Source organism: Achromobacter sp. 1014246743 (assembly GCF_059760725.1).
Window position 1 is genome coordinate 32,448 of the sequence record NZ_JCBANA010000024.1, and the last position, 24,845, is coordinate 57,292.

Genomic DNA, 24,845 nt, shown 5'->3' on the forward strand with positions numbered 1-24,845 from the left:
GCACCATGGATATCCGACGAACCGTCCTCTGGATGATTTTTTCCTTCTCGCTGTTGCTCCTTTGGAACAACTGGCAGATCCATAACGGCAAGCCGTCGTTGTTCGGGGGCCCCACGCCCGCGGCCAGCACGAGCGCCAACGGCACGCCGGCCGCCGCGAACAACGCGACGCCTTCGGTGCCCAATGCGCCCACCGCCGCCAGCGCTCCCGCGCCTTCGGCCGTGCCGGGCGCCGCCACGCCGGCCCCAACGCGCTCGGAAGAAGTCGTCATCACCACCGACGTGCTGCGCCTGACATTCGACACGCTGGGCGCCCAACTGGTGCGCGCCGAGCTGCTGAAGTACCCGGCCACCGGCCAACCCGACAAGCCCACCGTGCTGCTGGATCGCGCCGCAGGCCTGAACTACGTCGCGCAGACCGGCGTGGTCGGCGCAAGCAACGGCCAGAGCTTCCCGACGCACCAGACGCCTTTCCGCGTCGTCTCCACCGATCGCCAGCTCACCGGCGACAACCTGGACGTGACGTTCGAAGCCGAATCCGGCGGCGTCAAGGTCACCAAGACCTTCACCCTGCATCGCGGCCGCTACGACATCGACGTGCGCCACGACCTGGCCAACGTCGGCGCCGCCCCCGTGACGCCCGCGCTGTACCTGCAGCTCGAGCGCGACGGCAACGACCCGGCCGACACCTCCAGCTTCTATCACACGTTCACCGGCATCGCCGTCTACTCGGAACAGGACAAGTTCCAGAAGATGACCTTCGCCGACATCGAAAAGAAGAAGGCCAACTACATCAAGCAGACGGACAACGGCTGGATCGCCGTGGTCCAGCACTACTTCGCCACCGCCTGGGTGCCGCCGCAAGGCAAGCCGCGCAGCAACGAAGTGCTGGAAGTGCAGAAGAACCTGTACGCCGCCCGCACCATCGAAGCCGTTGGCGAAATCGCCCCGGGCGCCGCTGCCCGCGTCGATTCGCACCTGTGGGTCGGCCCGCAAGACCAGAAGGCCATGGCGGCACTCGCCCCCGGCCTGGAACTCGTGGTCGACTACGGCTGGCTGACCATCATCGCCAAGCCGCTGTTCACGCTGATGACCTGGCTGCACTCCATCCTGGGCAACTGGGGCTGGACCATCGTCGCCCTGACCGTGCTGATCAAGGCCCTGTTCTACCCCCTGGCCGCCGCCAGCTATCGCTCGATGGCCCGCATGAAGCAGGTCGCCCCGCGCCTGCAGGCCCTGAAGGAAAAGTACGGCGACGACAAGCAGAAGCTCAATGCGGCCATGATGGAGATGTACCGCACCGAAAAGATCAACCCGCTGGGCGGCTGCTTGCCGATGGTGGTGCAGATCCCGGTGTTCATCTCGCTGTACTGGGTGCTGCTGGCCAGCGTGGAAATGCGCGGCGCGCCCTGGATCCTGTGGGTTCATGACCTGTCGATCCGCGACCCGTTCTTCATTCTGCCCGCCATCATGATGGCCACCATGTTCCTGCAGATCAAGCTGAACCCGACGCCCCCGGACCCCGTCCAGGCCAAGGTCATGATGATCATGCCGCTGGTGTTCGGCGGGATGATGTTCTTCTTCCCGGCCGGCCTGGTGCTCTACTGGTGCGTCAACAACACCCTGTCTATCGCCCAGCAGTGGTCCATTACCCGCGCCATGCAGCGCAAGGCAGAAGCCGCGGCCAGCCGCTGATCGCTTCGCGCCACGAAAAACCGGCCTCCTGAGGCCGGTTTTTTTTCGCCTGCGTTCAGGCGGCGACGGGGTGCATGCCGCACCAACGATAGTTATTTTCAATCAAATTTACTAGTTCAATCAACTTCACAGTGGAAACATAGACCCCTATGATGTGTCGGAGATATTCCCCGGCCGGCTATGTCCGGGGCGGTATCCATCACGTTGCGCGCGCCGGCCCAGTCGCCGCGCATTCCAGGAATTACGTAGGGAGTTGCCATGACCGACAAGAAGCCTCTGACCACCGCCTCTGGCGCCCCGGTGGCCGACAACAACAACACGCTGACCGCGGGCCCACGGGGCCCCGCGCTGCTGCAAGACTTCTGGCTGATCGAAAAGCTCGCCCATTTCGACCGGGAACGCATCCCGGAACGCGTCGTGCACGCCAAGGGTTCGGGCGCCTACGGTACCTTTACCGTCACCCACGACATCTCGCGCTACACCCGCGCCAGCATCTTCTCGAAGGTGGGCAAGCAAACCCCGCTGTTCCTGCGCTTTTCGACCGTGGCCGGTGAACGCGGCGCGGCCGACGCCGAACGCGACGTGCGCGGCTTCGCCATCAAGTTCTATACCGACGAGGGCAACTGGGACCTGGTGGGCAACAACACGCCGGTATTCTTCATCCGCGACCCGCTCAAGTTCCCCGATTTCATCCACACCCAGAAACGCGACCCCAAGACCAATCTGCGCAGCGCCACCGCCGCCTGGGACTTCTGGTCGCTCAGCCCCGAATCGCTGCACCAGGTCACCATCCTGATGAGCGACCGCGGCATTCCCGCCAACCTGCGCCAGCAGCATGGCTTCGGCTCGCACACCTTCAGCTTCGTCAACGCCAACGGCGAACGCTTCTACGTGAAGTTCCACTTCAAGTCGCAGCAAGGCATTGCCTGTCTGAGCGACGAGCAAGCCGCGCAAGTGGTGGCCCACGACCGCGAAAGCTCGCAGCGCGACCTGTTCAACAACATCGAACAGGGCAATTTCCCGAAGTGGACGCTGAAGGTGCAGATCATGCCCGAGGCCGAAGCCGAGACCTACCACATCAACCCGTTCGATCTCACCAAGGTGTGGCCGCATGGCGACTACCCGCTGATCGACGTGGGCGTGCTGGAACTGAACAAGAACCCCGAAAACTACTTCGCCGAAGTCGAGCAGGCCGCCTTCACGCCGGCCAACGTGGTGCCGGGCATCGACTTCTCGCCGGACAAGATGCTGCAGGGCCGTCTGTTCTCGTATGGCGACACGCATCGCTACCGCCTGGGCATCAACCACCACCAGATTCCGGTGAACGCGCCGCGCTGCCCGTTCCACAGCTACCACCGCGATGGCGCATCGCGCGTGGACGGCAATGCCGGCGGCACGCTGAACTACGAGCCCAACAGCGCCGGTGAATGGAAGGAAACCCCGTCCGCGGGCGAACCGCCGCTGGCGCTGGACGGCCAGGCCGCGGCCCGTTGGAACCACCGCGTGGACGACGACTACTACTCGCAGCCGGGCGCCTTGTTCCGCCTGATGACGCCGGCGCAACAGGAACTGCTGTTCGGCAACATCGGCCGCCACATGGCGGACGTGCCCGAGGAAATCCAGCGCCGTCAGCTGGAGCACTTCCGCAAGGCCGACCCGGCATATGCCGCGGGCGTGGCCAAGGCGCTGGGCCTGAAGCTGTAACGCACCAGCACGGATGCCGCGCGGTGTTGACTGCGTGGCCCTGGCGGGCGGCCTTCGGGCCGCCCGTTTTCATTGCTGCCTTGCCGTTTGGCGCCGAAAGACTCCGAAAATCCCTGCCAGCGACTTATCCCCAGAGGGTGGGGTGGAAAGTTATTCTTTTTTATCCACAAGCCTTTCACAGGCAATCCACAGGACTTTCACAGGGATATCCACAGCTTCGGCCAACATTGACCCGATCTTGCGTTGAATCGGGTATCCCAGGCCTAATACTTCAAGCCGGTGTCGCACAACACGGTAGCCACCGTCGCGTCCGGCCGCAGCCGTCCGGACTGCAACAGCTTCACCGCCGCGCACACGTTGGCCGCGGCCGAAAACCCCACGTACAGCCCCTCGCGCACGGCCAGCAGGCGGCGCCAGTCCTCGGCCTCGTCATCGGTTACTGCCAGGCTCAGGTCCATCAGCGTGGCATCCCAGTGGGGCGGCACGGCGCCGTAGCTGGTGCCCTGGATCACGTGGCGAGCCTTCATGACGGGCGCGCCGGCCAGCACTTCGCTGCCCTGCGGCTCGACCGCCGCGCACACGGTCGCCGGATTGGCCGCCTTCAATGCGCGCGCCACGCCCATGAACGTGCAACCCGTGCCTACGGCTGCGACCCAGCCATCCGGCGCACTACCCAATTGATCCAGGATTTCCCGGCCCGTGCCCGCTTCGTGCGCCGCAATGCATTCGACGGCGTTGAACTGGTCCACATAGAAGCCGCCGCGTTCGGCCGCGATGCGAGCCGCGACATCAGCGGCGGCCTGCACGTCGGCACCGGTGACCTGCCCGGGGGCGCCATCCACTTGCGCCACCAGCACCACCTCGGCGCCCAGGCCTTCCAGCATGCGGGCGCGGGCAGGGCTGTTGCCGGCAGACATCGTCACCACCAGCGGATGCCCCAGCGCGGCGCAGGCCACGGCCAGACCCGCCCCCATGTTGCCACTGGTCATTTCCACCACCGGCATCCCCGGCTGAAGCCGGCCATCCGACCGCGCGGCCAGCAGAATGGCGCGGGCAGCACGGTCTTTGACGCTGCCGCCGGGCTGCAGGAATTCCGCCTTGGCGACGATGCGCCCAGGGCCGTCGTGAATGCGGCCCAGGGTTACCAGCGGGGTATTGCCGATCAGGTCGATCGAGGAAGTGGCAAGCAGCATATCGGTCCCGGAAAGCTCGCGCGGCTGGCTCCGCGGTGGCACGGGCCAGGATCGCGAGCGACGAGACCTATTGTAGAGAGGCGGACACCGCGGGCAGATCGGCCTGACCCGCTTGGGCGGCGCTTGCCGGCGTAGGTGAGGCGAGGGCGACAAGGGCGAGCGCCAACGCCAGGCCGGCGCCGGTCGCGGTGCGGACGAGCCGTTCACGTAGATCAGGAGAGAGACGCATGGCGGTCCTTGTGGATAAGCAGGGTGGCGAAAAACGGTCCGATGTCAGACCGGCACATCGCCTTCGATGGTGGTGCGGTACAGCTTGCGGCGCAGATGGTCGGGCGTGCCGCCGGCCAGGTGGATCAGCGAACGGTTGTCCCAGAACACCAGGTCATGCGGCTGCCAGCGGTGGCGGTACAGATGTTCCGGCCGGATGCTGTGCGCAAACAGTTCGTCCAGCAGTTGCCGGCTTTCGTCTTCCGGCAGGCCTTCGATGCGGGTCGTGAAGCCTTCGCTGACGAACAGCGCACGGCGTCCGTTCTCCGGGTGCGTGCGCACGACCGGATGCACCACTTCCTGCACCTGCGCCACCTGCTGCGCGCTCAGGTTGGGGCGCCAGTTGCCTTCCTTTTGCAGCTGGCCGTACTTGGCCAGGTAGGAATGCACCGCACGCTTGCCTTCAATGGCGCTGCGCAGCGCCGCGGGCAGCGTGTCGTAGGCCAGGTGCATGTTGGCGAACAGCGTATCGCCGCCTTCAGCCGGCAGCTCCTGCGCATGCAGCAGCGAACCCAGGCTGGGCAGTGCCTTGTACGAGATGTCCGAATGCCAGTACTTGCCGGCATCGCCCAGACCGACAGGCCTGCCGTCTTCGACGATGTTGGACACGATCAGGATTTCAGGGTGTCCGGCCAGATGGAACTGGTGCAGCACGTGAATCATCAGGCGGCCGAAACGGCGGCTGAAATCGATGTGCTGCTGCGGCGTGATGCGCTGGTCGCGAAACACCAGCAGATGATGGTCCAGATGCGCCTGGTGCACCCGCGAAAAATCGGCCGATGTCAGCTCGCGCGACAGGTCCAGGCCGATGATCTCCGCGCCAACCGGGCCCGGCAGGGGCCGCAGCTCGAACGTCTGCGATTGGGCGGCGGCGGGGCTGGCCTCCACACGCCGCAGGGCATTGCTCTGGGACATCGATCGCTCCGGTTCGCAAGGCGGCAATACCGCCCGCGCTGGCTCTGCGATCCGCTCACGGGCGGATCAGGAATGATCGATTATGGAAAGCGCGCCTTGTATCTCAAACGAAGATATCGGCGTTTGAACAAAGCTTCCCGTCATATAGAAAAGCCGCCCGGGGGAAGGTGGGCGGCTTCATGTGCTGCACGCATAAGCTAATAGCGCTTATGGCTGAACGGCAGAGCGAATCCGCCGCCAGGATGCGAGGAAAATCACTTCTGCGCGGGCAGGAAGGCCTCGACCAGCTTGACCCAGTACGTCGCGCCCACCGGCAGCAAGGCATCGTTGAAGTCGTAGTTGGGGTTGTGCAGCTGGCACGGCCCCATGCCGTGATAGCTTTCCATGCGGTGATCGCCGTCGCCGTTGCCCAGGAACAGGTACGTGCCAGGCAGCGCTTCCAGGAAGAAGGAAAAGTCTTCCGCCCCCATGAACGGCGGCATTTCGCGCACCACGTTCTCGGCGCCGAAGGCGTCTTCGGCCACCTGCGCGGCAAACGCGGTTTCTTTTTCCCAGTTCACCAGCGGCGGATAGGCGCGCACGAAATCCAGCGTGCCGGTGCCGCCGTACACCTGCGGCAGCGTCGTGGCAATGCGGCGCATGTCGGCCTCGATCTTGTCCAGCACCGCCACCGAATAGGTGCGCACGGTGCCGCGCAGCACGGCTTCGCCGGGAATGACGTTGTAGGCGTCGCCCGCGTGGATCTGCGTGATCGACAGCACGGCCTGCTCCAGCGGATCCTTGCTGCGCGAGATGACGGTCTGCAGCGCATGCACCATGTCGGCGGCCACGATGATCGGGTCGACCGACGCGTGCGGCTGCGCGGCATGGCCGCCCACGCCCTTGATGACGATGTCCCAGCGGTTGCTGGACGCCATGGTGGGGCCGGAGCGGAAACCGAACTGGTTCACCGGCATGCCCGGCATGTTGTGGATGCCGAACACGGCATCGCACGGAAATCGATCGAACAGCCCGTCCTGCATCATGGCGCGCGCGCCGGCATTGCCGCCTTCTTCGGCGGGCTGGAAGATGAACACCACCGTGCCATCGAAATTGCGATGCTTGGACAAGTACTGGGCCGCACCCAGCAGCATCGTCGTGTGGCCATCGTGGCCACAGCCATGCATGCGGCCGCTGATGGTCGACTTGTGCGCGAAGCGGTTGTGTTCGGGCATGGGCAGCGCATCCATGTCGGCGCGCAGGCCTACCGTCTTGCCGCCGTTGCCGCCACGCAAAACACCCACCACGCCGGTTTTCCCCAGCCCGGTGTGCACCTCCAGCCCCCACTCGCGCAGGCGCTCGGCCACCAGGTTCGACGTGCGCGTTTCCTGGAAGGCCAGTTCGGGATGGGCGTGGATATCACGGCGCAGGGCGGTCAAATCGCCGTGGACGCGTTCGATTTCGGCTAGGGTTTTCATGGCTGTGGATAAGCTGGAGGTGGAATGTCGGTTCGAAAAATGCAACGTCTGTGTAGACACACTATCGCAGAAATTCTCGCGCTGGCCACCCGCCGCGTCCAGCCCTGTTACGGATGAGGGTCAGCTCGCGTCGTTCAGATGGCAGGCGCTGAACTGCCCCAGCGCGATCTCGCGCAGCAGCGGCCGCTCGGCCTTGCAGCGCGCCATCGCCTGTGGACAACGTGGGTGGAACGCACAGCCGCTGGGCGGATCCAGCGGCGACGGGAGTTCGCCCTTGATAGGCTGGTAACTGCGGCGCCCGGGCGTCAAGGTGGGCAGTTCCTTCAGCAGCGCCTGCGTGTACGGATGGTTGGCGCGCTGGAACACCATGTCGGTCGGCGCCAGTTCGACCACGCGGCCCAGGTACATGATGGCGACGCGATCCGAAATATGGCTGACCACGCTCAGGTTGTGGCTGATGAACAGGTACGTCAGGTCCAGGTCGTCGCGCAGTTGTTCGAACAGGTTCAGCACCTGCGCCTGGATGGACACGTCCAGCGCCGCTACCGCCTCGTCGCAGACGATCACCGATGGCTTGAGCGCCAATGCCCGCGCGATGCCGATGCGCTGGCGCTGGCCACCCGAGAATTGATGCGGATAGCGCTGCGCAAAACTGGGGTCCAGCCCCACCTGCCGCATCAGGCCCGCGACGTAGTCGGCCTTGTCGCGGGTCCGTATCAAGCCATGCGCCACCGGCGCCTCGCCGATGATCTCGCGCACCCGCATGCGCGGGTTGAGCGAGGCGTACGGGTCCTGGAAGATCATCTGCACGCCCAGCTCGTAGGCGCGCCGCTGCTGTCCTGTCATGGCCTTCACGGCCTGGCCCTGGTAGTGCACCTCGCCGGAAGAGGGCGGCAAGATGCCGGACACGATGCGGCCCAGCGTCGACTTGCCGCAGCCCGATTCGCCGACGATGCCGATCACCTCGCCCGGCTGCACGTCCAGGTCGACCCCGGCCACGGCGTGCACGACTTGCGTCTTCAGGCCAGCCCCCAACAGGTTGGCGATGCGTCCGGCCAGGTCCACCGGTTGCGTGAATCGCAACTCCACACCGCGCAGGGACAGGATGGGGGCGGCGGCGCCGCGTTCTGCTGCGCTCATTTGATGTCAGGGTCTCCGGCATGCCAGCAGCGCACCCATTGCGCCGGGCGGACTTCAACAGGCTGCGGCTCGACCAGACAGGCGTCGCTCGCACGCGGGCAACGCCCCCGGAACGCACAGCCTTGCGGCAGGTTGAGCAAAGATGGCGTCATGCCGGGAATCGGCACCAGCGGACGGCCACGCGATTCGGGCGTGGGAATCGACGCGATCAGGCCATGTGTGTACGGGTGCATCGGGTGACTGATCACATCCTGCGTGCTGCCGGTTTCCACCACGCGGCCGGCATACATGACCGACACGCGATCGGCCAGGCCCGCCACCACCGCCAGGTCATGCGTGATCCAGATCAGGCCCGTGCCGGTCTCGCGGCACAGCTTCTGCACTTCGAACAGAATCTGCCCTTGTATGGTCACATCCAGCGCCGTGGTGGGCTCATCCGCGATGATCAGGCGCGGTGAATTCAGCAGCGCAATCGCGATCGCCACGCGCTGGCGCATGCCGCCGGACAACTGATGTGGATAAGCGCGCAAACGTTCCTGCGGCGACGGAATGCCGACCATCGTCAAGGTCTGCAACGCCCGGTCGCGGGCCTGGTCGCGCGACACCTTGTGATGCGCCTGCACCGCCTCGATCATCTGCGTATCGACGCGCAGCACCGGGTTCAGCGTCATCATCGGATCCTGGAAGATCATGGCGATCTCCTGGCCGCGCAGCTGGCGCCAGCGCGCCGGCGATGCGCCGCGCAGGTCTTCGCCATTCAAGCGCAATTCACCGTCGACGATGCGGCCCGGCTCGTCCAGCAGGCCCATCAACGAAAAGCCCGTGATGCTCTTGCCCGATCCCGACTCGCCCACCAGCCCCAGGATCTCGCCCTCGGCCAAGGTCAGGTCAACGCCATCCACCGCCTTCACCACGCCGTTACGCGTGAAGAAATGCGTCTTCAGTCCGTGCACCTGCAGCACGGGGCCTGGCGTGGCCAGCGGCTTTTCCACAGCTTGGGTCTGCATCGCGTCCGCCCTCAATTCGCGTGGCGCGGGTTGAGCACATCGCGCAGGTGGTCGCCCACCAGGTTGATGGCGATGATGGCCAGCGCCAGCGCGATGCCGGGAAAGAACGAAATCCAGTATTGACCCGACAGCAGGTATTCGAAGCCGTTGTAGATCAGCATGCCCAACGACGGCTCGGTCACCGGCACCCCCACGCCCAGGAACGACAGCGTGGCTTCCAGCGCGATGGCGTGCGCCAGGTCGATCGTGGCGATCACGATGAGCGGCGGCATACAGTTGGGCAACACATGGCGAAACAGCACCCGGCCCCACGACAGCGACATGCAGCGCGCCGCCTCGACATATTCCTTGCCGCGCTCGACCAGCGCCGCGCCGCGGGCCGCGCGGGCAAAGTAGGCCCACTGCACCACGATCAGCGCGATGATCACCTTATCCACACCTTTGCCCAGGATCGCCAGCAGCATCAACGCCACCAGGATCGCGGGAAACGACAGCTGGATATCCACAATCCGCATCAGCAGCGCGTCGATGCGGCCGCCAAAGTATGCGGCGATCAAGCCCACCGTGGCACCAATGCCGAAGGCCGCCAGCACCGACACCGTTGCCACCATCAGGCTGGTGCGCATGCCGTACAGAATGGCCGACAACAGATCGCGCGCCTGGCCATCGGTGCCCAGCCAATAGCGCATGGCGCCATCGCCGCTTTCGCTGCCGGGCTTGAGCTTGGAATCCATGATGTCCAGCGACGCCAGGTCGTACGGATTCTGCGGTGCGATCCACGGGGCCAGCAGCGCCGCGCCGACGATCACCACCAGCATCACCAGGCCCAGCGTGGCCAGCTTGCTGGCAAAGAAGTCCGCCACGAAGCGGCGCCAGGGCGTCTGCTCCTTGGCCGCGGCGGGCGGCGCGCTTGCGGTCGCGGGCGTATTCATCGGCGGCTATCCAGGCGTACGCGGGGGTCCAGCACCGTATAGATGATGTCCACCACGAGGTTCAGCATGACAAGGAAAAACACGATCAGAAGCAGATATGCCACCACCACCGGGCGGTCCAGGTTGATGATGGAATCGATCAGCAGCTTGCCCATGCCCGGCCACGAAAAGACGGTCTCGGTCACCACGGCAAACGCCATCACCTGCCCGAATTCCAGACCCGCCACCGTGACCACGGGAATCAGGATGTTCTTGAGCAGGTGCACGCCCAGCACGCGCTTTTCCGACAAGCCTTTGGCGCGCGCGAACTTGATGTAGTCCATCGGCAGCGCCTCGCGGGTGGCCGCCCGCGTCACGCGGATGATCATGGCGCACTTGGCGAATGCGATGGTGGCCGCCGGCAAGGCCAGGCTGAGCCAGCCATTGAGCGTCAACACGCTCAACTGCAGCGACCCGATGCTGACCGTCTGGCCGCGACCGCCCGCCGGCACCCAGCCCAGCATCACCGCAAACACCATGATCAGCATCAGGCCGACCCAGAAGTTGGGCAACGAGAAGCCCAGCACCGAACCCGTCATGATGGCGCGCGAACCCGGCGCCTTGGGCTTGAGCCCGGCCAGGATGCCCAGCGGCACGCCGATCAGCACCGACAGCAGCATGGCCACACAGGCCAGCTCGACGGTGGCCGGCATGCGCTCGAGAATCAAGTGCATGGCCGGCTCGCCAGTCAGGAAGCTATTGCCGAAATCGCCGCGCACCGCCTGGCCCATGAAGATCAGGTACTGCCGCCAGAGCGGCAGATCCAGGCCCAGTGACGCGCGAATGGCGGCGCGTTGCGCCTCGGTAGCCTCCGGGCTGGCCAGCATCGATACCGGGTCGCCCACCATATAGATGCCGGCGAACACCAACGCCGACATCACCAGCATGACGACGATGGTTTGCAGCAGCCTTCGTACGATTGTCGCTAACACGGGAACCTGCCCAACGACTGCATTACTTCTTCAGCGTCGCGAACTGCGCCAGCGTCACCTGGTCAGGACGGCCCTGGTAGCGGATGTCGTTCTTCATCGCCCACACCGACAGTTCGAAGTGCACCGGCAGCATCGCGTAGTCGTCCATCGCGATATTGCTGGCCTGCGACAACAGTTCCGCACGCTTGGCGTCATCCATCGTGGACGAAGCTTCCTTCACCAGCTCGTCCATCTTCGGATTCGAATAGCGGCTGCGGTTGGTGGTGCCCAGGCCCGCTTCGGGATTGCGCGTCACCAGCAACGACGTCAACGCATTGGACATCTCGCCGCTGGTCACCGACCAGCCCGCGAGATAGGCCGAGAACGCATAGCTGTCGCGGTTCTTGAAGAAAACCGGCGGCGCCATCGCATCCACGCTGGTCTTCACGCCGATGCGCGTCCACATCGACGCAATGGCCTGCGCCACCTTCGAATCGTTGACGTAGCGGCCCGACGGCGAGCCCAGCGTGATAGAGAAGCCGTTGGGATAACCCGCTTCTTTCAGCAGCGCTTTCGCCTTTTCGACGTCAGCCTTGGGCGCCTTGGAATGTTCCTTGCTCGATCCGAACATGGGGTAGGGCAGCAGGTTGCCGGCCGGCAATGCCACGCCGCCCATCACGCGTTCCACCAGCGCTTCACGGTTGATCGCCAGGGACAGCGCTTCACGCACGCGCTTGTCCTTCATCGGATTCTTGTCGGTGCCCTGGATGCCGGGCGAGGGCTCGGCATACTGATCCAGCGCGACGTACACCACACGTACCGACGGCGTCTCTTCGACGTACAGCTTCTTGTCGCCCTTCAGCTTGGGCAGGTCATCGGTTGGGGGATCCTCGATCATGTCGACGTCGCCGGCCAACAGCGCCGCCACGCGCGCCGCGGCATTGCTGATCGGGCGGTAGATCACCTTGTCCCAGGTCGGCTTCTTGCCCCAGTAGTTCTCATTGCGCGCCAGCACGAATTCCGCGCCGCGTTTCCACGACACGAACTTGTACGGGCCGGTGCCCACCAGGCCATCGCCGCTGTTGAGTTCCGTCGTCGTCTTGCCTTCGGCTGCCGGCCCCGATGCGGCCTTCTTGGACATGATCGGCAATTGCGCCAGGTTCACGAGCAGGTTAGGCGCGACTTCTTTGGTGGTCACGCGCAGCGTCATCGGATCCACGGCTTCCGTCTTGGCGACAGACCCCAGATACAGCGTGAACGGCGACGGGCTGTTCGGCACCTTGGGTACGCGGTCGTACGTGAACACCACGTCTTCGGCGGTGAACGGCGTGCCATCCGAGAATTTCACCCCGGGGCGCAGCTTGAACGTCCACACCTTGCCGTCCACGGTCCAGGACTCGGCCAGCGCCGGCACGGGCTTGAGCTGGGCGTCGGTCGCGACCAACGTATCGAAGATGGTCTGGGAGATCTGCGTATTCGGCGTCAGCGCGTGATACTGCGGATCCATCGACGACGGCTCGGTTTTCAGGGCAATCACCAGATCGCGCGCCAGCGCCGAACTGAAGGTGCCGAAAGCCAGCAACACCGCGGCCGAACCGCAGGCCAACGCACGCGAAAACCGATATGCCATCGTGATCTCCCTGAGCTGTTTTGGGTTTTAAACCTCGGGGCCACCTTAACCAGCAAACAAGCCGCCGCGCAACAGTTATATTCCCCTATTGTTCTCGCTTAGCCTTGTCCCTGATATGTCTGTCCACGCCCCCATCGCCGCCATTGCAACCGCCCCCGGAAGAGGCGGCATCGGCGTCGTGCGCGTTTCTGGTGCGGACCTGTCCGAATTGGTGCGCCGCCTGTTCCAACGCGATCTCACGCCGCGTCATGCCCATTACCTGCCATTCAAATCGCAGGACGGCGAACTGCTCGACGAAGGCATTGCGCTGTACTTCCGCGCGCCGCACTCCTATACCGGCGAAGACGTGCTGGAACTGCAGGGCCACGGCGGCCCCGCCGTGCTGCGCCGCGTGCTGGAAAGCTGCCTGGCCGCGGGCCGCGACCTGGGCGCTCGCCTGGCCGAACCCGGTGAATTCACGCGCCGCGCATTCCTCAACGACCGCATGGACCTGGCCCAGGCCGAAGCCGTCGCCGATCTGATCGAAGCCTCGTCGGTGGCGGCTGCCCGCGGCGCCATGGCCTCGCTGTCCGGCGAATTCTCGGCCCACGTCAACGATCTGTCCGAGCGCATCATTCACCTGCGCATGCTGGTCGAGGCCACGCTGGATTTTCCCGAAGAAGAAATCGACTTCCTCGAGAAATACCAGGCCCGTCCCACGCTGGAAAAACTGGCCGACGACCTGAACCGCCTGATCGCCCAAGCCCGCCAGGGCGTCATCCTGCGCGAAGGCCTGCACGTCGTGTTGGCCGGCCAGCCCAACGTCGGCAAGTCCAGCCTGCTCAACGCCCTGGCCGGCGACGACATCGCCATCGTCACGCCCATTGCCGGCACCACGCGCGACAAAGTGGTGCAGCAGATCCATATCGACGGCGTGCCGCTGCACATCGTCGACACCGCCGGCCTGCGCGAAACCGACGACACCGTCGAAAGCATCGGCATCGCCCGCACCTGGCAGGAAATCGAACGCGCCGACGTCATCCTGCACCTGCAGGACGCCACCGCCCCCGGCGACGAACTCGACGCCCAGATCACTGCACGCCTGCCGCCGCGCACGCCTGTGCTGAAGGTGTTCAACAAGGTCGACCTGTTATCCACAGCCTTCACGCCCGGCCCCGGCGAACTTGGCATCTCCGCCAAGCGCGGCGCCGGCCTGGACGCGCTGCGCGCCGAACTGCTGCAGATCGCCGGCTGGAACCCCGGCGCCGAATCCCCCTGGCTGGCCCGCGAACGCCACCTGCACGCCCTGCAGGACGCCGCCGAACACCTGGCCCTGGCCGCGGAACACGCGGAACAGGACGACCGAGTGCTGGACCTGTTCGCGGAAGAACTGCGGCTGGCGCATGACAGCCTGTCGAGCATCACGGGGAAATTCACCAGCGACGATCTGCTGGGGGAGATCTTTTCCAGCTTCTGCATCGGGAAATAGCCTATTCATGATTTCGGCCACGCCCCACCGCATCCGCCACGCCACCGCCGACGACCTGGCCGTCATCGAACGCATCGTCCACGACGCGTATCGCCCGTACATCGGCCGCATCGGCGCGACGCCGGGCCCGATGCGTGACGACTACCGCCAACGCATCTCGCAAGGCCAGACGCAAGTGCTGGAAGACGACACCGGCGTGCAGGCCGTGCTGGTGTTGGTGCGCGAGCCGGACTGCTTGCTGCTCGACAACGTGGCCGTGTCTCCGGCCGCGCAAGGCAAGGGGTATGGACGCGAACTGATGCAGTGGGCCGAGATTCAGGCGCGCCAGGCGGGCTATCGGCAGATACGGCTTTACACGCAGGAATCGATGACCGAGAACATCGGTATCTATCAACGCTATGGCTACGTTGAAACGCATCGCGCCGAAGAGATAGGCTTGAAGCGCGTGTTCATGAGCAAGTCGTTGCGATGAGACCCCTCTCAATAAATGAGTGATTACTCATTTACTTGAAGATCATAAGCGCGCATGAATCATGCGCGCTTATGATCTTCAACTCTTAACGCCAAGAAAAATAGCGATGGATTCGACGATATCGCTTTCATCATTTCTCGGGCCATCATAACAATATGAGCTTTTACTCATAAAAAAACAAAAGGGGATTCCTTATGCAGAACCCCTTTATTCAAGTACTTTTATCAAGATTCCCCAAGCTTGTCGGCACGCAGTGACGGCGCTGCACGGATCTGTTCCCGAGCGATCCGATTGCTGGCCAACGACTTGGCATACACCGAATCCGGCCGAATTTTCTGCGCAATGACAAAGCCCGTAATGCAGGCGAGCATCAACGGCAGCATGACCTCGTAGCTCAACGTCATCTCGAAGATCATCAGTATCGACATCAGCGGCGCATACGTCGTGGCTGCGAGCAGCGCCCCCATGCCCACCACGGCATAACTCGACACGGCAGACAGGTCACCCGCGGGAAACAGCGCATGCAACCCGCTGCCATAGAGGGCGCCGACCGCCGCCCCCACGAACAGCGTCGGCGTGAACACGCCACCGATTGCCCCCGAGCCCACGCTGGCGCCGGTGGCCACGATCTTGAACAGCAGCACCGCCGCCACCGCCTGCCAGGCCCACTCGCTGTGCAGCATGCTGTTCACCACGCTGTAACCGTTGCCCCAGACTTCGGGCTTGAACACCGACAACGCCCCCACCACCAGGCCGCCGGCCGCCATGCGGGTCCACAGCGGCAATGGCATACGCCGAAACAGTGCCTTCGACGCATCCAGAAAACGCAGGAATTGCGGCGCCACCAGGCCGGCGATCAGGCCCAGCCCCAGGTAGTTGATGACTTCCCAGCCCGATACGAAGTCGAACGGCGGCATATGGAAAACCGCGTCGTAGTGCAGGATCTGGCGGGTCACGATGTTGGCGACCACCGACGACACCACCAGCGGAACCAGGGTGGCCGACGAAATCGCGCCGTAGACGATTTCGGAAATGAACAAGGCGCCGGCAATCGGCGCGTTGTACGCCGCGGTGATCCCGGCCGTGGCGCCGCAGGCCACCAGCAGGCGCAGATGGCGCGGCGGCAGCACCAGGTAGCGGCCGGACAATGAAGAGAACATCGCAGCCAGCTGCACCATGGGGCCTTCACGGCCGATCGATGCCCCGGAACCGATTGAAAACAAAGAAGAAATGCTGCGCGCCACGGTCTGCCGAAAACCGATGACACCGCGGCCGATGGAGATCGCTTCCATATAGTCAGCGGCGCCGCGCCTGGGCAGCCGGCTGGCCGCCCATTGCAGGATCAGCCCGGCAATCGCCCCGCCCACCGCCGGCAGCAGGAATCGTTGCCAGGTGGACAAGCCTCGGGCCAGCGAGACCATGCCGTGCGGTTCGTCCACGCCGCCCAGCAGCATCTGGATGCCGCCCAGCAATTCTCGAAATATCACGGTGGCCAGTGCGCCCGCCAGTCCCATCAATGCCGCCGCGCACAGTGTGGCGGGCAAGTTGTCGGCCAGCAAACGGCCTCTCAGCCAGGTCGCCCAGGCCGGTTTCTTGATTCGAATTTGTCGTGGCATGGCCGGATTCTACGGCGGAAAGCTGCTCACTTTGTGTTCAGGCAACCGTCAACCACTGAAGGGACTCCTCCCCTGGCGAGGCCGATTTCCCAAGCGCTTCCAGGGCCCTTTCCGAGGCTGGAAAGGGGCGAAAACCAGGGTAGGCAATGGGCTGTTTTTCGGGGTAAAAGTGCCGCTTCCGGCCCGGGCTTTCAGAAAAGGGCCTGTGGATAACTCCTAAGGCGGCAGGTTGTGCACATTGTGTGGAGGCAAGTTGAACAAGCGGGGGTTTTGGGCCGGGCCCGAAATCTTGTCCAACTTCAACTTTTTTCCCACACAGAGTTCTTGCACAGCCAAAAACGCTCGCAAGCTCATGAAAAAGAAAGGGTTTCCAAGGTTAAGGTAGTTATCCACAGGCCTTATTAATCATTAGTCTTTATATAAAGAGAAATACAGGGAAAAGACAAACATGCTTTCTCCTAGCTCCCAGCCACGCCCCCCCGGACTCCGTCCATGCGCATCCTCCTGATAGAAGACGAAGCTGAACTTGCTCGCTGGTTGGCCAGAAGCCTGGCCCGACATGCGGGTTTCGTGGTCGAGTGGGCAGATGACGGCCTGGTTGCCGAAAGAAGGTTGGCCGTCGAAGAATTCGATGCGGTCGTGCTGGACTTGGGATTGCCAGGCATGGATGGCCACACTTTGCTGGCGAAGATTCGCGCGCGGGACGACCGTACGCCGGTGCTGGTCCTGACCGCGCGCGATTCATTGGCCGAAAAAATCGGGACGCTTCACCAGGGCGCAGACGATTTCCTGCCGAAACCGTTTGTTGTGGAAGAGTTGGAAGCGCGTTTGATCGCGTTGGTACGACGTAGCCGAGGTCGCGAACATCCGCGACTTGCCCTGGGAAACCTGGTTTTCGAGACTTCCGCGCAAAAATTTTCGGTCTCGGGACAGACTTTGCAGTTATCCCCACGTGAACACGCGGTCCTTCGGGTCCTGATCCAGAAAAGCGGCGAACCCATCAACAAGCAACAGATCCTGGATCGGATCGTGACCGACGATGCCGACATCAACCTCGAGGCCATCGAAGTACTTGTGCACAGGTTGCGCAAAAAATTGGCGGAAACAGGCGTGCAGATCACGACCATGCGCGGCATGGGCTATTGCCTGGAGAACGCTGTTGACAACTAGTTTTCCGGAAAAAACCCGGTTTTCCAGGAAAAAAGGCCGTACCCGGACCCTGAAGACCCAGCTTCTCTGGTGGCTGATTCCCACACTGGTTTTCGTAATGATGGGTGCCTTGTGGCTGTCGAACCACCAGCTGCGCAACCAGGTCGACATTGCCTACGATCGCTCGCTGGCTGGCGCGCTGCGCGCGATCGACCACAACATATCCACAGCCAGCGGTGGATTAGCCATGGAGCAGCCATACCTGATGCTGGAATTTTTCGAGCTGACGGCCAATGGCAGCGTGTTCTACCGGGTGGCGACCGAAGACGGGCTGGCCGAAATCGGCCATCCCGGGCTGCCCATGCCCATGCAGCCGCTGATTTCCGGGGAACCGCAGTTTTTCTATGCGTCGTATCTGGGCACCCCGGTCCGGGTCGCCGCGCTGGCGCGGGCGATGGATCCGCCGCTCTACGCCAACAAAGGGGGACGGGTTATCGTCCAGGTCGCCGAAGGCCTGGAAAGCCGCCAGGCGTTCCTGCATCAGGTGCTGCTGCGGTCGGTAGAGCGTGACCTGGCGGTGATCCTGATCAGCGTCCTGGTGATCGTCCTGGGCGTTTTCATGGCGTTGCGCCCCCTGGCACGGCTGAGGCAAGAACTGGAAAGGCGTCCTGCAGACGATTTAAGCCCCGTCAGCGCTTCCGACCTGCCAGGTGAGGTCCTGCCCCTGGTGGGCGCCGTAAACCTCCACATGGCCCGCTACGCGGCCCAGGCGAGGGTCCAGAGTCAGTTCCTGGACGACGCCTCGCACCAATTGCGCACGCCGCTGTCGGTTTTGCGTACCCAGACCGCCTATGCCTTGCGGGAAACATGCCCCCAGGAGGTCCGTACAGCCCTTCTGGCGATGCAGGAGGGGTTGGACAGGGCAGTACGCACCACCAACCAGATGCTGGCGCTGGCGCGCGCTAAAGACGCTTCCCTGGCCGAAGGGGGCTTTTCGCTGGAACCGGTCGACCTGGCCGAGCTGGCGGATGGGGTGATCCGCACCTTGCTGCCGACCGCCCGGGCGCGGCAGTTGGACATCGGCCTGGAGGCCGAACCAGGCCCCGTGGTGGTCAGCGGCGCCGACTGGCTGCTGCGCGAAGCGGTCAGCAACCTGGTTGACAACGCCATCCGCTACACCGCGCCCGGCGGAATGGTCACCGTTTTGGTTCGCAGGCAGGCCAACCAGGCCCACTTGGCGGTGGAAGACAGCGGCCCGGGCATGTCGGCCGAAGATATCGCCCGAGCCGGCGTCCGCTTTCGCCGCGGCGTGGCGGGCAAGAACAAGCCCGGCGCGGGATTGGGGTTGGCCATTGTCGTCACCATCGCCCAGGTTCTGGGAGCCCGCCTGGTGCTGGAGAACCGTGCCCCCTTGCCGGGACTGCGCGCGTCCCTGGTGTTTTCCCTGGAATCCGACGCCGATGTTGCGTCGCATCAGGAAAATGGCGGTTTTTGAAAGGTGTTAGAAAGCTTCGGTTCTGTACGGTTGCATCCGCTGGACCCGCCTTGCCGCACGTCGCCGGGGTAGCCAGCCATACCTAGACCTATAAATCACGGAGACGCAAGAATGCAGACCAGCCTGAAGCTGCGCCTGGCCGCCGTTGCGGCGCTTGGCGCGATTACCCTGTCCCTGGGAGCCGCCCATGCGGCCGACGAGCCCCGCCGCCCGGAATGCATCGCACCGGCCCAGCCCGGCGGTGGTTTCGACCTGACCTGCCGCCTGGCCACCGAAGGCTTGAAGCAAAGCGGCGCGCTCAAGAGCGCCATGCGCATCGTCTACATGCCCGGCGGCATTGGCGCGGTGGCCTACAACAACATCGTGGCGCAGCACCCCAACGAGCCCGGCACCATCGTGGCCTTCTCGGGCGGCTCGCTGCTGAACCTGGCGCAGGGCAAGTTCGGCAAGTACAACGTCAACGACGTGCGCTGGCTCGCGGCCATCGGCACCGACTACGGAGTGGCCGTGGTGCGCAACGATTCGCCCTATACCGACCTGAAGGGCCTGATGGACGCGTTCAAGCAGGACCCGACCAAGATCGTGCTGGGCGCCGGCGGTACGGTGGGCAGCCAGGACTGGATGAAGGCGGCATTGACCGCCAAGGCGGCCGGCGTCGATTTCAAGAAGATGCGCTTCGTGGCCTTTGAAGGCGGCGGCGAGGCCGTCACGGCCTTGCGGGGCGGCCACATCCAGGCCTACATGGGCGATGCGGCCGAAGCCTTCACCATGCTCGAGGGTGGCGCGCCCATTCGCGTGCTGGCCGTGTTCAACGACCAGCGCCTGCCGGGTAAGCTGGGCACCGTGCCCACCGCCAAGGAACAGGGCTACGACATCGTCTGGCCGATCATCCGCGGCTTCTATGTGGGGCCCAAGGTGTCGGATGCCGACTACCAGTTCTGGGTGACCGCGTTCAATCGTGTCACCAGCGCCCCCGAGTTCTCCAAGCTGCGCGAACAGCAGGGCCTGTTCCCCTTCAACAAGACGGGCGCCGACCTGGATGCCTACGTGAAGCAGCAGGTCAAGCAGTACGCCGAACTGGCCGACTCCTTCGGCCTGGTCAAGAAATAAGCCGCAAGGCATTCCTTACGACCGCGCCTGCAGGCGCACCCCGCTGCCGCCGGCCCTGCCAGCGGCCGGGGCGGGCTTGCGCCGCGCGGTCCTGCTACCAACGGAAAACTGATCATGAACGATCACATCCTGGGCATCGCCGCGCTTGCGCTGGCGGCCTTCATGACGTGGGCGGGGTGGGGCATTGAGGCGCCGTTCGCCTACGAACCGGTGGGGCCGCGCGCGTTCCCGCTGCTCTTGGCATTGATCATCGGCCTGTGTGGCCTGCGACTGGCCTACAAGGGCGGCAACCCCGTCGAGGCCAACCCGGCCGGCGCCAATGTGCGCATCGTGATGATGGTGCTGTTCGCCACGGCGTACGCGTTTCTCTTCCAGTGGCTCGGCTTCATCATCGCCACGGCGTTGATGACCGTGTTTGTCGGCCGCCTGTTCGGCGGCGGCTGGGTCAAGTGCGCCATCGGCGGCATCGTCATGAGCGCTTTCTTTTTCGTGCTGTTCGACAAGGTGCTGGACGTGGTCCTGCCCGGCGGGCTGCTGGAGAACCTGATATGAGCGGAATTCTTGATCACCTGTCGATGGGCTTTGGTGTTGCGTTCTCTTGGACCAACATCCTGGTGGCGGCCATTGGCTCGTTCTTCGGCACCATGGTGGGCGTGTTGCCCGGCCTGGGGCCGATCAACGGCGTGGCGATGCTGATCCCCATTGCGTTTGCGATGAACCTGCCACCCGAGACCGCGCTGATCCTGCTGGCGGCGGTGTATGTCGGCGCGGAATATGGCGGCCGCATCACCTCGATCCTGATCAACGTGCCGGGCGAGGCCAGCGCCATCATGACGACGCTGGACGGTTATCCGCTGGCACGCCAGGGCCTGGCCAACGTGGCCTTGTCGCTGTCGGCATGGTCGGCGTTCTTTGGGGCGTTGGTGTCGGTGGTGGGCGTGGTCCTGCTGGCGCCGACCTTGGCCAAATGGGCGTTGGCATTCGGCCCTGCCGAATACTTCGTGCTGATGATCTTCGCGTTCTGCTGCCTGACCAGCCTGCTCGGCAAGCAGCCCGTGAAGGGCGTGCTGGCCGCGATGATCGGGCTGTCGATATCGGTGATCGGCGTGGACGCGAACTCGGGGGTATACCGCTATACCTTCGAATCCGTGCACCTGGCCGACGGCATCGATTTCGTGGTGGTGGTGATTGCCTTGTTCGCGGTCAGCGAAATGTTGGAGATGCTGGAAAAGGTAATGGCCGGGCATAGCGTCGAAGTCAAGTCCAGCGGCCGCAAGATCTTCAATCTGAAAGAGATGGCTTTCACCTGGTGGAGCGTCGTGCGCAGCGCCTTTGTGGGCTTCGGCGTGGGCGTGCTGCCCGGCGCTGGCGCCAGCGTGGCGGCCGCCGTGGCGTACTCGCAAGAGAAGCGCATCATCGAGGCCAAGGACCCGGACGCCAAGTTTGGGCGCGGCGACATGCGCGGCCTGGTGGCGCCGGAAGCGGCCGCCACCGCATCGGCCATCGGTTCGTTCGTACCGATGCTGACGTTGGGCGTGCCGGGATCCGGCACCACCGCGGTGATGATGGGCGCGCTGACGCTCTACAACATCACGCCGGGTCCGGTGTTGTTCGAATCCAAGCCCGAACTGGTGTGGGGGCTGATTGCTTCGCTGTTCGTGGCCAACGTGCTGCTGTTCATCATGAACGTGCCGCTGGTGCGTGTGTTCTCGAAGGTGCTGTCGGTGCCGGGCTGGCTGATGGTGCCGGGCATCCTGTGCATCAGCTACATCGGGGTGTATGCCATCAATGCCGGGACGTTCGACCTGGTGCTGGTCGCGGCCATCGGCACGCTGGGCTACCTGTTGCGAAAATTCGGTGTGCCGATGGCGCCGTTGGTGCTGGGCGTGGTGCTGGGCAACATGATGGAACAGAACCTGCGCCGCGCCTTGTCGATGACCGACGGCAACGTGTCGGTGCTGTTCTCCAGCCCCGTCGCGATTGCGTTGTGGGTGGCTGCCGGTGCTGTGGTGGTGGTGCCGCAAGTCATGCGCCGCGTGCGACGGGCCAGGAAGAATGCTGCCGAGCCGGTGTGAGGTGTGCGGCGAGAAGTGCTGCGCGAATGAAAAAGCCCCTTGCGGGGCTTTTTCTGCATGACATCGAGCGTGATCAGACTTGCGCCAGGCGGTCCAGCGCGGCATCCAGCGTGGCGTCCTTCTTGGCGAAGCAGAAGCGCACGATGCGGTGGTTGGATTCGGGCGCATCGGGCTTTTGGTAGAAAGCCGAAACCGGAATCACCGTTACGCCATGACGCACCGTCAGGTCGCGCGCGAAATCGGCTTCGCTTTGCTTGGAGATGTCGCTGTAATCGGCCAGCATAAAGAACGTGCCGGGGCTGGGCAGCGGCTTGAAGCGCGTCTTGGCCAGGCCTTGCGCCAGGCGGTCGCGCTTGGCTTGATAGAAGGCGGGCAGGTCCAGGTAAGGCTTGGGATCGCGCATGAATTCGGCCAGGGCGAATTGCATCGGCGAGGGCACGGTGAACACCATGAACTGGTGCACCTTGCGCAGTTCGGCGCTCAACTGGCGCGGCGCGCAGCAATAGCCGATCTTCCAGCCGGTGGTGTGGTACGTCTTGCCGAATGAGGAAATGACGAAGGCATGTTCGGCCAGCAGCGGACGACGCGCCACGCTGGCGTGCGGTTTGCCGTCGAACACGATGTGTTCGTAGACCTCGTCGGACACCAGCAGCACGCCGGTGTCGCGAACGATGGCTTCCAGCGCGTCCAGGTCGCTTTCGTCCAGCACTGCACCGGTGGGGTTGTGCGGGAAGTTCAGCATCAACAGGCGCGTCCTGGACGTGATGGCGTCGCGCACACGCTGCCAGTCGATGCGGTAGTAGGGGTCGTCAGTGGTGGGGGCGCGTAGCGGCACCGGCACGGCCGTGCCGCCGGCCAGGCGAATGGCGGGCAGGTACGAGTCGTAGCAGGGTTCGATGACCACGACTTCGTCGCCACTGTTCACGGCGGCCAGCACCGTGGCCATGAGCGCCTCGGTGGCGCCGCTGGTCACGGTGATCTCGGTTTCGGGATCGTAGGCGCGGCCATACAAGGCCTGTGTCTTCGCGGCAATGGCTTCGCGCAGCGGTGCCACACCGGGCATGTAGGGATATTGGTTATGGCCGTTGGCCATGGCCTTGCTGACCAACGCACACAGTGCCGGGTCGGGATCGAAGTCGGGAAAGCCCTGGCCCAGGTTGATGGCCTTGTGCTCGATGGCCAGGCGGCTCATGACGGTGAAAATGGTGGTGCCGACGTCGGGAAGTTTGGATCGGATCATGGTGGACGCGAAGGTGAACGCTAGGTATGCACGGGAGTTTTCGTAAGTATCCCACTAACTCATAATTCCGGTTTCTCATGAGCTTATGGCGTGGACGGTGTCGTGGTGCAGAACATGTTGTTGAGGGTCTTCGGCGGATTGGCGATCGCGTTGACTGGGGCCTTGCTGGCGGTGTGGGCGCACATCCCGCTGCCCTGGATGCTGGGCGCGCTGCTGTTGACGGCGGCGGTGCGGATCGGGGGTGTTCGCACGGTGTGTCCACGGCCGGCGCGCAATGCAGGGCAATGGGTCATCGGCACGTCGCTGGGCCTGTATTTCACGCCGCAGGTGATCGGGCACATCGGCACCAATGCCGGGCCGATCATCGTCGGCATGTTGTTTGCATTGGCGCTGGCATTCATCGGTACCGCGATCCTGCGGCGCTACACCGATGTCGATTTCAAGACGGCGTGGTTTGCCTGCGCCATGGGCGGTGCCAGCGAGATGGCCAGCTTGGCAGAGCGCCACGGCGCGCGTATTGATCGCGTCGCGACGGCGCACAGCGTTCGCGTGCTGATGGTGGTGTTGACGGTGCCCTTCATTTTCCAGTGGTGGGGCGTGGCGGGCCTGGACCCGACGGTGCCAGGACCTCGTACCGTGCATGGCGCCGGTCTGGCCGCGTTGGTGGCCCTGACCTGCATCGGAGGCCTCGTCTTCATGAAGCTGAAGTTGCCCAATCCTTGGGTGCTGGGGCCCATGCTGGTCGCGATGCTGCTCACCAGCAATGGCATCGAATTTTCAGCCTTGCCGGACGTCGTGCCCAAGATCGGCCAGCTCTTTATCGGGTGGTCGCTGGGTGATCGATACCGGCCCGATTTCTTTCGTGCGGCACCGCGTTTCATCGCTGCGGTAGCGGTGTTCACGGTCATTGCGTTGGCGTTGGCATTTGGCCTGGGCGCGTTATTGTCGTTGTGGTCCGCGGCACCTATTCCCACGTTGATCCTGGGCACTACACCGGGTGGCATTGCAGAGATGGCCATCACCGCGAAAGTGCTGCAGCTAGGGGTTCCCGTGGTCACTGCGTTCCACGTTACGCGCATGGTGTTCGTGGTAATCGTGACAGGTCCGATGTACGCGTTGCTGGCTCGTCGGCAGGCTAATTCCGCGTGACGGTATTGCGCTTCCAGTCAGAAAAATACGACATTGGGGTAAACAACTATATGAGTCTGTAATGTCGGATGAGTATGCTGATTCCGCAGTTGATTCAAGCAGCGCGCGGACTCGTTCTGCTGCTTTTGCGGCATGCGAGAACGCAGCAGCAACGCAGGTATCCCTACCGGTCGTTCAGTTCT

20 protein-coding genes are annotated in these 24,845 nt (G+C 63.9%); 10 read left to right on the forward strand and 10 right to left on the reverse strand.

Annotation, left to right across the window (positions count from 1 at the left end; genetic code table 11):
• The first annotated feature begins 5 nt into the window (after window positions 1–5).
• Complete coding sequence (gene yidC, locus AC6LJ2_RS12285; RefSeq protein WP_498151438.1) at window positions 6–1,694, forward strand: membrane protein insertase YidC; 1,689 nt, start codon at window positions 6–8, stop codon at window positions 1,692–1,694.
• 258 nt (window positions 1,695–1,952) lie between these two features.
• A complete protein-coding gene (locus tag AC6LJ2_RS12290; protein WP_263915311.1) occupies window positions 1,953–3,398 on the forward strand; it encodes a catalase in 1,446 nt (481 codons plus the stop codon).
• A gap of 263 nt (window positions 3,399–3,661) precedes the next feature.
• On the opposite strand, the gene AC6LJ2_RS12295 is transcribed toward AC6LJ2_RS12290, so the two are convergent.
• The 8 genes from AC6LJ2_RS12295 to AC6LJ2_RS12330 form a co-directional block, all read right to left on the reverse strand.
• Window positions 3,662–4,591, reverse strand: coding sequence for a PLP-dependent cysteine synthase family protein (locus AC6LJ2_RS12295; RefSeq protein WP_498151439.1), 930 nt, complete (start codon window positions 4,589–4,591; stop codon window positions 3,662–3,664).
• Window positions 4,592–4,864: 273 nt separating this feature from the next.
• The gene (locus AC6LJ2_RS12300) at window positions 4,865–5,773 is read right to left on the reverse strand and encodes a TauD/TfdA dioxygenase family protein (RefSeq protein ID WP_498151440.1); all 909 of its coding nucleotides are present in this window, start codon (window positions 5,771–5,773) and stop codon (window positions 4,865–4,867) included.
• Window positions 5,774–6,027: 254 nt separating this feature from the next.
• Window positions 6,028–7,230, reverse strand: coding sequence for a M20 aminoacylase family protein (locus AC6LJ2_RS12305; RefSeq protein ID WP_498151441.1), 1,203 nt, complete (start codon window positions 7,228–7,230; stop codon window positions 6,028–6,030).
• 120 nt (window positions 7,231–7,350) lie between these two features.
• Window positions 7,351–8,370, reverse strand: coding sequence for an ABC transporter ATP-binding protein (locus tag AC6LJ2_RS12310; protein ID WP_498151442.1), 1,020 nt, complete (start codon window positions 8,368–8,370; stop codon window positions 7,351–7,353).
• On the reverse strand, window positions 8,367–9,377 hold the full coding sequence (locus AC6LJ2_RS12315; RefSeq protein ID WP_498151443.1) for an ABC transporter ATP-binding protein: 1,011 nt from the start codon (window positions 9,375–9,377) through the stop codon (window positions 8,367–8,369). Before AC6LJ2_RS12315 ends, AC6LJ2_RS12310 begins: the two co-directional genes overlap by 4 nt.
• A gap of 11 nt (window positions 9,378–9,388) precedes the next feature.
• Window positions 9,389–10,309, reverse strand: coding sequence for an ABC transporter permease (locus tag AC6LJ2_RS12320; RefSeq protein WP_025140395.1), 921 nt, complete (start codon window positions 10,307–10,309; stop codon window positions 9,389–9,391).
• Window positions 10,306–11,280, reverse strand: a complete 975-nt coding sequence (locus AC6LJ2_RS12325) for an ABC transporter permease (RefSeq protein WP_025140394.1) — start codon at window positions 11,278–11,280, stop codon at window positions 10,306–10,308. Before AC6LJ2_RS12325 ends, AC6LJ2_RS12320 begins: the two co-directional genes overlap by 4 nt.
• Before the next feature lie 22 nt (window positions 11,281–11,302).
• On the reverse strand, window positions 11,303–12,889 hold the full coding sequence (locus AC6LJ2_RS12330) for an ABC transporter substrate-binding protein (protein ID WP_263915305.1): 1,587 nt from the start codon (window positions 12,887–12,889) through the stop codon (window positions 11,303–11,305).
• 115 nt (window positions 12,890–13,004) lie between these two features.
• On the opposite strand from AC6LJ2_RS12330, the gene mnmE reads away from it, so the two are divergent.
• The gene (mnmE, locus tag AC6LJ2_RS12335; RefSeq protein WP_263915304.1) at window positions 13,005–14,357 is read left to right on the forward strand and encodes a tRNA uridine-5-carboxymethylaminomethyl(34) synthesis GTPase MnmE; all 1,353 of its coding nucleotides are present in this window, start codon (window positions 13,005–13,007) and stop codon (window positions 14,355–14,357) included.
• Window positions 14,358–14,364: 7 nt separating this feature from the next.
• Window positions 14,365–14,829 carry a GNAT family N-acetyltransferase gene (locus AC6LJ2_RS12340; RefSeq protein WP_498151444.1) on the forward strand — a complete coding sequence of 155 codons (465 nt, stop codon included), beginning with the start codon at window positions 14,365–14,367 and terminating at the stop codon, window positions 14,827–14,829.
• A gap of 224 nt (window positions 14,830–15,053) precedes the next feature.
• Here AC6LJ2_RS12340 and AC6LJ2_RS12345 read toward each other — a convergent pair whose 3' ends face one another.
• A complete protein-coding gene (locus AC6LJ2_RS12345) occupies window positions 15,054–16,445 on the reverse strand; it encodes a ClcB-like voltage-gated chloride channel protein (protein ID WP_498151445.1) in 1,392 nt (463 codons plus the stop codon).
• Between the two features lie 492 nt (window positions 16,446–16,937).
• On the opposite strand from AC6LJ2_RS12345, the gene AC6LJ2_RS12350 reads away from it, so the two are divergent.
• From AC6LJ2_RS12350 to AC6LJ2_RS12370, 5 genes are all read left to right on the forward strand, one after another.
• Complete coding sequence (locus AC6LJ2_RS12350) at window positions 16,938–17,615, forward strand: response regulator (protein ID WP_263915301.1); 678 nt, start codon at window positions 16,938–16,940, stop codon at window positions 17,613–17,615.
• A gap of 97 nt (window positions 17,616–17,712) precedes the next feature.
• Window positions 17,713–19,089: a sensor histidine kinase N-terminal domain-containing protein gene (locus AC6LJ2_RS12355; protein WP_263915344.1), complete on the forward strand. Its 1,377-nt coding sequence runs from the start codon at window positions 17,713–17,715 to the stop codon at window positions 19,087–19,089.
• A 111-nt stretch (window positions 19,090–19,200) separates the two neighbouring features.
• Complete coding sequence (locus tag AC6LJ2_RS12360; RefSeq protein WP_445657871.1) at window positions 19,201–20,199, forward strand: Bug family tripartite tricarboxylate transporter substrate binding protein; 999 nt, start codon at window positions 19,201–19,203, stop codon at window positions 20,197–20,199.
• Between the two features lie 114 nt (window positions 20,200–20,313).
• Entirely contained in the window at window positions 20,314–20,751 is a 438-nt protein-coding gene (locus AC6LJ2_RS12365; RefSeq protein WP_498151446.1) for a tripartite tricarboxylate transporter TctB family protein, read from the forward strand.
• Window positions 20,748–22,274 carry a tripartite tricarboxylate transporter permease gene (locus AC6LJ2_RS12370; RefSeq protein ID WP_263915298.1) on the forward strand — a complete coding sequence of 509 codons (1,527 nt, stop codon included), beginning with the start codon at window positions 20,748–20,750 and terminating at the stop codon, window positions 22,272–22,274. Before AC6LJ2_RS12365 ends, AC6LJ2_RS12370 begins: the two co-directional genes overlap by 4 nt.
• A 73-nt stretch (window positions 22,275–22,347) precedes the next feature.
• Here AC6LJ2_RS12370 and AC6LJ2_RS12375 read toward each other — a convergent pair whose 3' ends face one another.
• Window positions 22,348–23,514 carry a pyridoxal phosphate-dependent aminotransferase gene (locus AC6LJ2_RS12375; RefSeq protein ID WP_498151447.1) on the reverse strand — a complete coding sequence of 389 codons (1,167 nt, stop codon included), beginning with the start codon at window positions 23,512–23,514 and terminating at the stop codon, window positions 22,348–22,350.
• 114 nt (window positions 23,515–23,628) lie between these two features.
• On the opposite strand from AC6LJ2_RS12375, the gene AC6LJ2_RS12380 reads away from it, so the two are divergent.
• Window positions 23,629–24,663, forward strand: a complete 1,035-nt coding sequence (locus AC6LJ2_RS12380; protein ID WP_445659230.1) for an AbrB family transcriptional regulator — start codon at window positions 23,629–23,631, stop codon at window positions 24,661–24,663.
• Window positions 24,664–24,845: the final 182 nt, after the last annotated feature.